12 protein-coding genes are annotated in these 12,006 nt (G+C 69.8%); 10 read left to right on the plus strand and 2 right to left on the minus strand.

Going from position 1 to position 12,006, the window contains the following annotated elements; translation table 11 throughout:
• Nucleotides 1-173: 173 nt before the first annotated feature.
• The 5 genes from dop (at nucleotide 174) to prcA (ending at nucleotide 4,326) form a co-directional block, all read left to right on the plus strand.
• Nucleotides 174-1,679 (plus strand): depupylase/deamidase Dop, encoded by a 1,506-nt coding sequence (gene dop, locus ACIBM5_RS01140; RefSeq protein ID WP_391581969.1) that lies wholly within the window; start codon nucleotides 174-176, stop codon nucleotides 1,677-1,679.
• A gap of 175 nt (nucleotides 1,680-1,854) precedes the next feature.
• Nucleotides 1,855-2,064 (plus strand): ubiquitin-like protein Pup, encoded by a 210-nt coding sequence (locus tag ACIBM5_RS01145; protein WP_391581970.1) that lies wholly within the window; start codon nucleotides 1,855-1,857, stop codon nucleotides 2,062-2,064.
• Between the two features lie 6 nt (nucleotides 2,065-2,070).
• Nucleotides 2,071-2,676 carry an endonuclease VII domain-containing protein gene (locus ACIBM5_RS01150; RefSeq protein WP_396004776.1) on the plus strand — a complete coding sequence of 202 codons (606 nt, stop codon included), beginning with the start codon at nucleotides 2,071-2,073 and terminating at the stop codon, nucleotides 2,674-2,676.
• Nucleotides 2,628-3,473, plus strand: coding sequence for a proteasome subunit beta (gene prcB, locus ACIBM5_RS01155; RefSeq protein WP_391581972.1), 846 nt, complete (start codon nucleotides 2,628-2,630; stop codon nucleotides 3,471-3,473). Before ACIBM5_RS01150 ends, prcB begins: the two co-directional genes overlap by 49 nt.
• A 64-nt stretch (nucleotides 3,474-3,537) precedes the next feature.
• The gene (gene prcA, locus ACIBM5_RS01160) at nucleotides 3,538-4,326 is read left to right on the plus strand and encodes a proteasome subunit alpha (RefSeq protein WP_391581973.1); all 789 of its coding nucleotides are present in this window, start codon (nucleotides 3,538-3,540) and stop codon (nucleotides 4,324-4,326) included.
• Nucleotides 4,327-4,402: 76 nt separating this feature from the next.
• On the opposite strand, the gene ACIBM5_RS01165 is transcribed toward prcA, so the two are convergent.
• Entirely contained in the window at nucleotides 4,403-5,425 is a 1,023-nt protein-coding gene (locus ACIBM5_RS01165; protein WP_396004777.1) for a LacI family DNA-binding transcriptional regulator, read from the minus strand.
• Nucleotides 5,426-5,580: 155 nt separating this feature from the next.
• On the opposite strand from ACIBM5_RS01165, the gene ACIBM5_RS01170 reads away from it, so the two are divergent.
• From ACIBM5_RS01170 to ACIBM5_RS01190, 5 genes are all read left to right on the plus strand, one after another.
• Nucleotides 5,581-6,810 (plus strand): MFS transporter, encoded by a 1,230-nt coding sequence (locus ACIBM5_RS01170; RefSeq protein ID WP_396004778.1) that lies wholly within the window; start codon nucleotides 5,581-5,583, stop codon nucleotides 6,808-6,810.
• A 9-nt stretch (nucleotides 6,811-6,819) separates the two neighbouring features.
• Entirely contained in the window at nucleotides 6,820-8,181 is a 1,362-nt protein-coding gene (gene pafA / locus ACIBM5_RS01175) for a Pup--protein ligase (protein ID WP_360306344.1), read from the plus strand.
• A gap of 193 nt (nucleotides 8,182-8,374) precedes the next feature.
• Nucleotides 8,375-9,211 (plus strand): ABC transporter ATP-binding protein, encoded by an 837-nt coding sequence (locus ACIBM5_RS01180; protein ID WP_391581976.1) that lies wholly within the window; start codon nucleotides 8,375-8,377, stop codon nucleotides 9,209-9,211.
• A gap of 179 nt (nucleotides 9,212-9,390) precedes the next feature.
• Nucleotides 9,391-10,203, plus strand: coding sequence for an FKBP-type peptidyl-prolyl cis-trans isomerase (locus tag ACIBM5_RS01185; RefSeq protein WP_396004780.1), 813 nt, complete (start codon nucleotides 9,391-9,393; stop codon nucleotides 10,201-10,203).
• Between the two features lie 82 nt (nucleotides 10,204-10,285).
• Nucleotides 10,286-10,663, plus strand: a complete 378-nt coding sequence (locus ACIBM5_RS01190; protein ID WP_396004781.1) for an FKBP-type peptidyl-prolyl cis-trans isomerase — start codon at nucleotides 10,286-10,288, stop codon at nucleotides 10,661-10,663.
• 162 nt (nucleotides 10,664-10,825) lie between these two features.
• Here ACIBM5_RS01190 and ACIBM5_RS01195 read toward each other — a convergent pair whose 3' ends face one another.
• A complete protein-coding gene (locus ACIBM5_RS01195) occupies nucleotides 10,826-11,911 on the minus strand; it encodes a DUF3866 family protein (RefSeq protein WP_396004782.1) in 1,086 nt (361 codons plus the stop codon).
• Between the last annotated feature and the right edge of the window lie 95 nt (nucleotides 11,912-12,006).

Here is a 12,006-nt window from a genome sequence, read left to right on the forward strand (position 1 = left end):
GTCGAACACGGGCCGCGGCGCCGTGCCGGGACGACATTTCCGCACAGGGCAATAGTTCCGGCCGTATCCCCAAGGCAATCCGACGGCAATAGGCTCGGCAGCATGACCAGGGTGTACCCGGATCACGGTGAGTGTGGATCGGGTACCGGCCGGGTGAGGGACGAGGGGGTCGCATGACCGTCCGGCGTGTGATGGGCATTGAAACCGAGTACGGGATCTCCGTACCCGGACATCCGAACGCCAACGCGATGTTGACGTCTTCCCAGATCGTGAACGCGTACGCCGCAGCGATGCAGCGGGCCCGCCGGGCCCGCTGGGACTTCGAGGAAGAGAATCCGCTGCGCGACGCGCGCGGGTTCGACCTCGCGCGCGAGCTGGCCGACTCCAGCCAGCTGACCGACGAGGACGTCGGTCTCGCCAACGTGATCCTGACCAACGGTGCTCGGCTCTACGTCGACCACGCCCACCCGGAGTACAGCGCGCCCGAAACCACCAATCCCCGCGACGCGGTGATCTGGGACAAGGCCGGCGAACGCATCATGGCCGAGGCCGCACGGCGGGCCGGCGAGCTGCCCGGCGGGCAGCAGATCCTGCTGTACAAGAACAACACCGACAACAAGGGCGCGTCCTACGGCACGCACGAGAACTACCTCATGCAGCGCGCCACGCCGTTCGCCGACATCGTGCGACACCTGACCCCGTTCTTCGTCTCCCGGCAGGTGATCTGCGGCGCGGGCCGGGTGGGCATCGGCCAGGACGGCTCCGCGCACGGCTTCCAGATCAGCCAGCGAGCGGACTACTTCGAGGTCGAGGTGGGCCTGGAGACCACGCTCAAGCGGCCGATCATCAACACCCGCGACGAGCCGCACGCGGACGCCGAGAAGTATCGGCGCCTGCACGTGATCATCGGTGACGCCAACCTCTCCGAGGTGTCCACCTACCTCAAGCTCGGTACCACCGCGCTGGTCCTGTCGATGATCGAGGATCGTTTCCTCGGCAACGACCTGACCGTGGACCAGCCCGTGCGCACGCTGCACGAGGTCTCCCACGACCCCACTCTCAAGCAGCTGATCACGCTGCGCAGCGGTCGCAAACTGACCGCGATCCAGCTCCAGCTCGAATACCTGGAGTTGGCCCGCAAGTACGTCGAGAACCGGTTCGGCAAGGACGTCGACGAGGACACCACCGACGTGCTCGACCGCTGGGAATCGGTGCTCGCCCGGCTGGAGACCGATCCGATGTCGCTCGCGCGCGAGCTGGACTGGGTGGCCAAGCTCCAGCTCCTGGAGGGCTACCGCCAGCGCGACGCGCTGGACTGGGACGCGCCGAGGCTGCACCTGGTCGACCTCCAGTACGCCGACGTACGGCCGGACAAGGGCCTGTACAACAAGCTGGAGGACCGCTTCGAGCGGATCGCCGGCGAGGCCGAGGTGCAGCGCGCCGTGCACCTGCCGCCGGAGGACACCCGGGCCTACTTCCGCGGTCGATGTCTGGAGCAGTACGCCGACGAGGTCGCGGCCGCGTCGTGGGACTCGGTGATCTTCGACGTCGCGGGTCACGACTCGCTCCAGCGGGTACCCACCCTGGAACCGCTGCGCGGGACGAAGGCTCACGTGAAGGACCTGCTCGACCGCTGCCGCACGGCCGAGGATCTGGTCCGCGCCCTCACGGGTGGGTGACCTCGTTCGTTCGCGGGAACAAAGCGAATGAACGGATAAATCCCGTTCCGGAACACCTGGCATCCGACACTCGTTGGCACTTACACCCCCGATCCTTCGGGATCGGGGGTGTGGATGCTCCGAGGAATGGATAGGCACCGGTTCAAGGAAATGATCACAAGGTGGGGTGAGTGTCATGGCCACTAAGGACAGCGGCGGTCAACAGCGCGCGACTAAGCGCTCGGAAGAGGTCGAGGAGACCACTGCCGAGACTCAGTCCGACGTGCAGGAACGCCACGAGAAGTTGACGGATGACGTCGACTCGGTATTGGACGAAATCGACGAGGTGCTCGAGGAGAATGCGGAGGAATTCGTGAGGGGATTTGTCCAGAAAGGTGGGGAATAGCACTAAATGTCCGATTTGGAATCGGGCAAGGAATGCCCTGATTGCAAGGCGTGGAAGCCTGCTCAGGATTTCAGGCGCAGCGCGAGGAATCCTGACGGGCTTTCATGGTATTGCCGTGAGTGCTTTCGTAAGCGCGACGCGGATTCTTATCGTGTCCGGCGCGAGCGCGCGGGACACAAGGTGCGTCCCAAGATCGATGTGCCGGACGGCCACAAGCGCTGTCCGAAGTGTGAACAGATTAAACCGCATTCCGAGTGGCATAAAAGTTCGCGACAATGGGACGGCCTCGCGGCACGCTGTAAATCCTGTCGTAAAGTCGACGGCCGAGCCGGATACTTCATGCGCAAATACGGCCTCACCGAGGCCGACCTGCAGCGCATGCTCACCGACCAAATGGGCGTATGTCCGATCTGTGTGGCCACCAGGCCCGAACACGTCGATCATGATCACGAAACCGGTAAGGTCCGAGCCGTACTCTGCTTCAACTGCAATGCCGCACTGGGCATGTTCAAGGATCGACCCGACGCGTTGCGCCGGGCCGCAACCTATGTGGAAGGGATCGTGTGGAAGCCAACACTCGTGGCACCGGGCGTCTACCGGCTGCCTTCCTGACCCCCGGGTCGTCCTCGTTCGCCGAATTTCTCGACGCCTACCGGCCCGAACTGTTGCCCGCGCGTAGGACGCCTCCGGTGCAGCCCGTGACGATCGAGGCGCCGCACGGCACGACGATCGTGACCGCGACGTTCGACGGTGGCGTGGTGATGGCCGGCGACCGGCGGGCCACGATGGGGAACCTGATCGCACAGCGGGACATCGAGAAGGTGTTCCCGGCCGACGAGTACTCGGTCGTGGGCATCGCCGGCACCGCCGGCCTCGCGGTCGAGATGGTTCGGCTGTTCCAGGTCGAGCTGGAGCACTACGAGAAGATCGAGGGCACCACGCTGTCCCTCGAGGGCAAGGCCAACCGGCTGTCGCAGATGATCCGCGGCAACCTCGGGATGGCCATGCAGGGTCTCGCGGTGGTGCCGCTGTTCGCCGGCTTCGACGTGGACGGCGGAATCGGGCGGATCTTCAGCTACGACATCACCGGTGGCCGATCCGAGGAGCACGGCTTCCACTCGGTGGGTTCGGGCTCGCTGTTCGCCCGGGGCGCGCTGAAGAAGCTGTACCGCCCCGGCCTGGACGCCGACGGCATCGTGACGGTGTGCATCCAGGCGCTCTACGACGCGGCCGACGACGACTCGGCCACCGGCGGGCCGGACCTGACCCGGCGGATCTTCCCGGTGGTGACCCTGGTGACCGAGGACGGCATCCGCCGGCTCTCCTCGGAGGAAGTCGGCCGGATCGTCCGCACCGTGGTCGACGCCCGGATGGACAACCCCAACGGCCCGACCTCGCCGCTGACGTGACCCCGATGTCGAGGACCCGACCAGCCGACCCTTCGAGACCGGCTCCGACGAAAAGGACTCCACGGTGACGACGCCCTTCTATGTGTCGCCGCAGCAGGCCATGGCGGACCGGGCCGACTATGCCCGCAAGGGCATCGCCCGCGGCCGCAGTGTGGTCGTGCTGACCTACGCGGACGGCATCCTGTTCGTGGCGGAGAACTACTCTCGCGCCCTGCACAAGATCAGCGAGATCTACGACCGCATCGCGTTCGCCGCGGTCGGCAAGTACAACGAGTTCGAGAACCTGCGGATCGGCGGCGTGCGCTACGCCGACATCCGCGGCTACTCGTACGCGCGCAACGACGTCACCGCCCGCGGATTGGCGAACGTGTACGCGCAGACGCTGGGCACGATCTTCTCCAGCGGCGGCGAGAAGCCGTACGAGGTGGAGCTGATCGTCGCCGAGGTCGGCAGCGCCCCCGAGGACGACCAGATCTATCGGCTCACCTACGACGGCTCGGTGGCCGACGAGCACAACTATGTCGCCATGGGCGGCAACGTCGAGCAGATCACCGAGCAGCTCAAGCGCCACCACCGCGAGGGGCTCACCCTCGAAGCCGCGCTCAAGGTCGCGGTCGACGCGCTCTCGCGCGACGGCGTCGGTGAGAAGCGCTCGATCACGGCCTCGCAGTTGGAGGTCGCCACGCTGGACCGGACCCGGCCCCAGCAGCGCAAGTTCAAGCGCCTGGTGGGCGGTCAGCTGACCCGCCTGCTCGGCGAGGCGGAGCCGGCGGGCGAGGGGGCCGTCGAGGTCGTCGAGGAGGGAGCGGCCGAGACCGCGCCCGAGGCCACGCCGGAGACCGGCGAGGAGTAGGTCCCGCGCACGTCACAGGGCCCGCGTACCGCGTCGGTACGCGGGCCCTGACGCGTGTCGGGCCCCGGCGGCGGGTTCAGCCGCACGCCGGGGGTGCGGTCGAGCCGCGGACCAGCAGCTCGCCGGGCAGCACCACGTCCGGGCCCGCGTCGCCGGTGTCCAGCAGGTCGAGCAGCGCGGTCATGCCGCGTGCGCCCAGTTCGACGGCGGGCAGGCGCACGGTGGTCAGCTCCGGCTCGACCACGCGTGCGTAGCGCAGGTCGCCGAAGCCGGTGACGGAGACGTCCCGGGGCACCCGGCGACCGAGCGCGCGGGCCGCCTTGTAGGCGCCGGCCGCCTGGAGGTCGTCGTCGCACACCAGCACCGTGGGCCGGGCGGGCGAGGCGAGCAGCGTCAGGGCGGCCGCGCGCCCGCCGTCCAGGGTCAGTGGCGCGGTGGCCTCGGCGACCACCTCGGCGGGCCCGAGTGCGGCGCGGAAGGCGGCGTCCCGGGCCCGGAAGGTCCAGGTCTGCACGGCGGAGCACAGTCGGGCGACCCGGCGGTGGCCCAGGCCGACCAAGTATTCGGCGAGAGTGCGCATGCCCTCGGCGACGTCGTCGTTCACGGTCGGCACGCCGCGCCCGGGTTCGCTGTCCAGCATCACCAGCGGCAGGTCCTCGGTGCCGGGTCCGGCCGAGCGCAGTACGTCCAGCGGCTCGGCGGCCATCGAGGAGGCCAGCACGCCGTCGATGGCGGCCGAGGAGAACGGGTTCGGGGCCAGGTCGACGCCGTCGCGGGTGGGGTAGACCACCACGCCGAAGTCGCGCTCGGCCGCGACCTGCGCGGCCCCGGTGTGCACGGCGCCGAAGAACGGCGAGGTGAGCACGGGCACGACGAGCATCACGGTGTGGGTGCGGCCCAGGCGCAGCGAGCGGGCCGAGCTGTTGGGCCGGTAGCCGAGCGCCGCGACCGCGTCGCGGACCGCCTCGACGGTGGCGGGGGAGACCCGGCCGCGCCATTTCTCGGCGAGCACCAGGGACACGGTGGACTGCGACACGCCGGCGTGTTTGGCGACGTCCTTGCTGGTCGGGCGACCGGCGGGGGGCTGGGGCGACGGCAAGGGGACCTCGGGCGGTGTCGGCGGACGGTGCGGGCCAAGCGTAGAACCCGCTTGCCATCGTGTCGGCTCGGCGGCACAGTGGTCTTCGGGAGTCATACGTATGACTTGGGGTGCTGAGAGTGTGCCGGCCGCGGCACGGGAGGGCGGTACCGCGGATGCGGACCTATCTGGACCTGCTTCGGGTGCCGTACGCGGCGCGGTTGCTCGGTGGCACGCTGTTCGGCCGATTGCCCAACGGCATGGGTGCGTTGGCGGTGCTGTTGCTGGTGCGCGCGGACGGCGGCGGCTACGGGCTCGCGGGCGCGCTGTCCGCGGTCTACGGCCTGGCCAGTGCGGCCGGGCAACCGGTGCTGGGCCGGTGGATGGATCGTCGTGGACAGACCGGCGTGTTGCTGGGCTCGGCGGTGGTCTCGGCGCTGGCGTACGCGGTCTTCGCGCTGGTGGGTGCGTATCCGCTGCCGCTCGCGGTGGCCTCGGTGCTGGTCGCGGGCTTCACCACGCCGCCCCTGGAGGCGGGGCTGCGCGCGTTGTGGCCCTCGGTGCTCACTCCCGAGCGGGTGCAGGCGGCGTACGCCCTGGACGCCGCCGCGCAGGAGGTCCTGTTCACCGTGGGGCCGCTGATCGTGGTGGTCGTGGTGCAGGTGGCCTCGGCGCAGCTGGCCGTGCTGCTGACCGGGCTGATCGGGGTTGCGGGCACCGTGATCGTGGCCACCGCGCGGCCGTCCCGGGTCTGGCGCGGCGAGCAGCACACCCCGCACTGGGCGGGCGCGCTGCGCTCGGCGGGCCTGCGCGTGGTCCTGGTCGCATTCACGCTGGCGGGCATCGCGCTGGGTGTGCTCAGCGTCGCGGCCGTGGCCTACGCGGATCACGAGGACTCCGGCGCGCTGTCCGGGGTGTTCCTGGCGGCGATGTCCTTCGGGGCGCTGCTGGGTGGTCTGGTGCACGGGGTGCGGGCCTGGCGGACCCCGCCGGCCCGGCGGTTGTTGTGGTTCATGGGGTGGCTGACGGTGTGTTACCTGCCCCTGATGGCGGTGCCCGGGCCGTGGGTGATGGTGCCGCTCGCGGTGCTCTCCGGGGTGTTCCTGGCGCCGGCGATCGCCTGCGTGTTCACCCTGATCGACGAGCTGGCGCCGCGCGGCACGGTGACCGAGGCGTTCGCGTGGCTGGTGGCGGCGATCGGGGCCGGTTCGGCGCTGGGCATGGGGCTGGCCGGCTGGGCCGGTGAAGTGGCCGGCGCGCGGGGCGCGTTCGCGGTCGCGAGCGTCGGCGCGGGGCTCGGATTGCTGGTATTGCTGGCCGGTCGGGGCCGGCTGATTTCAAACGTGATCCATTTGGTGGAAACCACCGACGCGGAGTTGTCCCGGAACGGCACGTCGTCGGCGTAATGTTGCCGCATGGACCGCCGCATCTTCGGGCTGGAGAACGAGTACGGCGTCACCTGCACGTTCCGGGGGCAGCGCAGGCTCTCCCCGGACGAGGTGGCGCGCTACCTCTTCCGCCGAGTCGTTTCGTGGGGCCGAAGCAGCAATGTCTTCCTACGCAATGGGGCCCGGCTGTATCTCGACGTGGGCAGCCACCCCGAATACGCGACGCCCGAGTGCGACTCGGTGCCGGAACTTGTCGTGCACGACAAGGCCGGTGAGCGCATTCTCGAGGGCCTCCTCGTCGACGCCGAACGGCGGCTGCACGAAGAGGGCATCGCGGGTGACGTGTATCTCTTCAAGAACAACACCGATTCCGCCGGCAACTCCTACGGTTGCCACGAGAACTATCTGGTGGCGCGGCACGGGGAATTCTCCCGGCTCGCCGATGTGCTCATCCCGTTCCTGGTGACCCGTCAGATGTTGTGCGGCGCGGGCAAGGTGCTGCAGACGCCGCGTGGTGCGGTGTACTGCGTCAGCCAGCGTGCCGAGCACATTTGGGAAGGCGTCAGTTCGGCCACGACCCGTTCCCGTCCGATAATCAACACGCGCGACGAACCGCATGCCGACGCCGAGCGCTATCGGCGGCTGCATGTGATCGTCGGCGACTCCAACATGGCCGAGCCCACCACGCTGCTCAAGGTCGGTTCCACCGACCTGGTGTTGCGGATGATCGAGGCCGGGATCGTCATGCGGGACCTGACCCTGGAGAACCCGATCCGGGCGATCCGCGAGGTCAGTCACGATATGACCGGCTCGCGCAAGGTCCGGCTCGCCAACGGCCGCGAGGCCAGCGCGCTGGACATCCAGCGGGAATACCTGACCAAGGCCCAGGAGTTCGCGGACCGCCGGGGCATCCGCACCGGCACCGTGGAGAAGGTGCTCGACCTGTGGGAGCGCACGCTCGACGCGATCGACTCCGGCAACCTGGACCTGGTCGGGCGCGAGATCGACTGGGTGATCAAGTACCAGCTGATCGAGCGGTATCGGGCCAAGCACAACCTGCCCATGTCCTCGCCGAGGGTCGCCCAGATCGACCTCGCCTACCACGACATCCACCGGCGCCGCGGTCTCTACTACCTGATGGAGAGACGCGGGCAGATCGAGCGGATCGGCAACGATCTGAAGATCTTCGAGGCGAAATCGCTGCCGCCCCAGACCACTCGCGCGCGACTGCGCGGCGAGTTCATCAAGAAGGCCCAGGAGCAGCGGCGCGACTTCACCGTCGACTGGGTGCACCTCAAGCTCAACGACCAGGCGCAGCGCACCGTGCTGTGCAAGGACCCCTTCCGATCCGTGGACGACCGGGTGGAGAAGCTGATCGCCAGCATGTGAGGCGTCCCGACAGGTGAGCCGCCCCGGCGGGTGGCTCGCCGGCACCCACAGGCCACCACCCCGTAGGTGAGCACAGCACCGACGGTGAATGTCGGTCGGCGTTCTCGACCCGCGCCGGCCGGCATGTGAGACGAAGCGCTCGCCCGCCCCCTCCCGATGCCGGGAGCGGGCGGGCGAGTGGCATGCTGGCTCGATGGTCGATACACCTACATGGGACATCGCTCCACCCGTCTTCGAGCTCGACGCGGTGGATGTGTGGGCGCACGGGCCCGGCGGGCGCACGGACATGCTCGTCGGCGTGGACTGGACGGTCCGCGAGGGCGAGCGCTGGGCGCTGCTGGGACACAACGGCGCGGGCAAGAGCACGATCCTGGCGCTCGCCGGCGCGCTGCGCTTTCCCGGCAACGGCTCGGTGACGGTGCTGGGCAAGCAGCTTGGCCGGGTGGACGTGCGTGAGGTGCGGGCCCGGGTGGGCGCGGTCAACGCGGCGCTGCGCATCCCCGAATACCTGACGGTGACCGACTACGTGCTCACCGGGGCGAGCGGCACGGTGCAGCCGCTGTACGGCAAGTACGGGCCGGCCGAGCGTGGCCGGGCCGCCGAGCTGATCGCGCTGCTGGGCCTGGAGCGGCTGGCGGAGCGCGAGATCGCGGTGTGCTCGCAGGGCGAGCGCGGCCGGGCCCGGATCGCCCGCGCGCTGATGCCCGACCCGCGACTGTTGCTGCTGGACGAGCCGGCCAACGCGCTGGACCTGCCCAGCCGCGAGGAGCTCCTGGAGGCGATCGACTCGCTCACGCGGGAGTACCCGCGGCTGACCCTGGTGATCGTCACCCACCACTTGGAGGAACTGCCCAGCGCGGTGACGCATGCGCTGTTGCTGCGCCGCGGCGCGACCGTGGCGGCCGGGCCGGCCCGCGAGGTGATGACGGACGCCAACCTGAGCGAGTGCTTCGGCATCCCGCTGTCGGTGCGCAGCGAGGACGGGCGGTGGGCCGCGCGGCTCAAGCGACCCGGCCGCGAGGTCGCCTGAACGCGGTTGTCGTCTTCACGTCGTCCTGACATCCGGGTCCCATAGAGTGTCCCGGTCCTTGTCCATCTCAGCAGAGGAACATCGTGCGCCGTCTCGCTGCGCTCCTTCTGGTCCCCGCACTGGCCTTCACCGCGGTCGCGTGTGGCGATGACGACGGAGGAAAAACCGTTAAACCGGTCGTGACCGGAGCCTTCGGCCAGAAGCCGGACATCAAGATCCCCAAGGGGAAGTCGGGCGACAAGACGACGTCGACGATCCTCATCGAGGGCACCGGTGACGTGATCAAGAAGGACGACTACGTCGTCGCGGACACCGTCGGCAAGAACTGGGACGGAACGGACGCGGGCAACTCGTACGACACCAAGACCCCCGAGGTCTTCCAGGCCGGCAGCCAGGAGCTCCTGAAGGAGATCGGGCAGGGGATAATCGGCAAGAAGGTCGGCACCCGGATGCTCGTGGTCGTACCGGCCAAGGTCACCCAGGAGAAGCAGGCCGTCGTGCTGATGCTGGACCTGAAGGCGACCAAGACGATCGACGCCAAGGCGGAGGCCAAGGGCACCGCGGTGACCCCGCCGGCCGGCCTGCCTGTCGCCAAGGTCGAGTCCGGCAAGGCCGCGGAGATCACCATCCCGCCGGGCACCGCCGCGCCGACCAAGCTGACCGTGCAGCCGCTGATCGAGGGCACCGGCCCGGTGGTCCAGAAGGGCCAGACGCTGGTCGCCCAGTACACCGGCGCCCTGTTCGACAAGGGCACCAAGTTCGACTCGTCGTGGGACCACGGCGGCGCGACCGCGTTCAAGATCGGTGTCGGCCAGGTCGTGACCGGGTGGGACGAGGGCCTGGTGGGGCAGAAGGTCGGCAGCCGTGTGCTGATGGTGCTGCCCGCCGACAAGGGTTACGGCGCCGAGGGCAAGCCGCCGACAATCCCGGCCAACTCGACGCTCGTGTTCGTCGTCGACATCGTCGACGCGCTCGGTGGCACCGCCGCCTGACGGCCCGCCGGATGACCGGATCGGGCGACCGGCCCGGTACGTTGGGACCGCATTCAGCACTCGAACGGATACGGATACAGCTGTGAGCGAGCTTACGAAGCCCGAGATCGACTTCCCCGAGGGTGGCGTGCCCGCCGACCTGGAGATCACCGAGATCTGGGAGGGCAAGGGCCCGGTCGCCCAGGCGGGTCGGAACGTCAGCGTGCACTACGTCGGTGTCGCGTTCTCCTCCGGCGAGGAGTTCGACGCGTCCTGGAACCGCAATGCCCCGCTCGACTTCCGGCTCGGTGTCGGCCAGGTCATCGAGGGCTGGGACAAGGGTGTGCAGGGCATGAAGGTCGGCGGTCGGCGCAAGCTGGTCATCCCGCCGCACCTGGCGTACGGCGACCGCGGCGCGCCCGGCGCGATCGCGCCCGGTGAGACGCTGATCTTCGTGGTCGACCTGATGAAGGTCGGCTAGCCGGATTCCACTCGGCCCCGGTTCGCGCTTCCCGCGCGGATCGGGGCCTTCGGCGTTCCCGGGCCGTCTGCGGCCCGAGGCGCCCTCGGCACGCCGGACGGGCCGCGAGTGCCGCCCGACCCGGCCCGTCCGCTGTTCGAGGACGAGCAGGCCGCACGCCGGTCAGTCCGGGAGCAGGTCCCCCGCGAAGCGGCCCGCGGCGGCGGCGGCGAGGAAGTAGGCGTGGTCCGCGTCGAGGCCGCGACCCATCGTGGACAGCCGGGCGGGGCTCGTGCGCAGCGCGGCGTCCAGGCCGTCGACGGACACCGTGTGCACGTCGTGCCCGACCCGCAACGGCTCCACGTCCGCCTCGACCCGATCTGCCAGCGCCGCCGGCAGCGCGGGCACGATCACGTCGGCCCGGGCCAGTGCGACCCGGCCATACGCGGTCAGGCAGTGGTGCGAGACACCCTGGTGGCGTTCGCGCCCGTCCGCGTCGGAGATCCGCAGCGAGGCCACCGGCCGGCCGCCGAGTGCGGCGATCGCGTTGATCGCCTCGCCCGCCGCGACGCCGGAGAAGCCCCACGGCGTACCCGTGCCCAGATTGCCCGGTCCCTGCGCGACGATCGCCACGTCCGCGCCCTGGACGTGCCGGGCCGCGAGCAGGCCGGTGTGCAGGGTGACCGCCTCCAGATCGCCGCCGAGCGCCTGGCCCACCGTCACCGAGCCCGCCAGCCAGCCGTGTTCGCGGAGCGTGTCGACGGTCATCGAGAACCACAGCGGCAGCGTGCCGCCGTCGGTCATCACGTACACCACCCGCGCGTGCGGGCGCGCGACACGGATGCCGGCGCAGATCGCGGGCAGCGCGGAGTGCAGGTCGGCGACCACGACCGGCATGCCGTCCAGCGAGTCCGCGTCGCGCAGCGTCGCGTGGTGCGGCGAGTCCTGCTCGTCCACGCCGAGGACGACCGCCTGCATCGGGGTGTAGCGGGCCTTGACCACGTGCCCCGGTCCCGGCGGCGGGTCGGCGGGCAGGCGATCCGGCAGCGCCACCACCAGTGCGTAGCCGCCGGTGCCCAGGCCCATGTCCTGTGCGGTGGTGTTGAGCAGTACGGTGTCGCCGACCACCGGGGTGCCGGTCAGGTGCGGGTAGGCGATCGCGCGCAACTCCCGTGCGGGGGTGGGCTCCGGGACGGCCACGGTCAGCTCGACCGCCCCGCGCCAGGCCCGTCGGATCGCCGTCACTTCGCCGCGTCGCCAGGTGATCACGGTCCGGCAGCCTAACGCCGGCGGGGGCCGTGGGGCGAACCGGAGGACCAGATCGACGGCCGGGACCAACCGATGCGCCGAACGCGGTACGGTCG

Origin of the sequence: Embleya sp. NPDC050493 (assembly GCF_044458105.1) — a bacterium.
Lineage (GTDB): Bacteria > Actinomycetota > Actinomycetes > Streptomycetales > Streptomycetaceae > Embleya.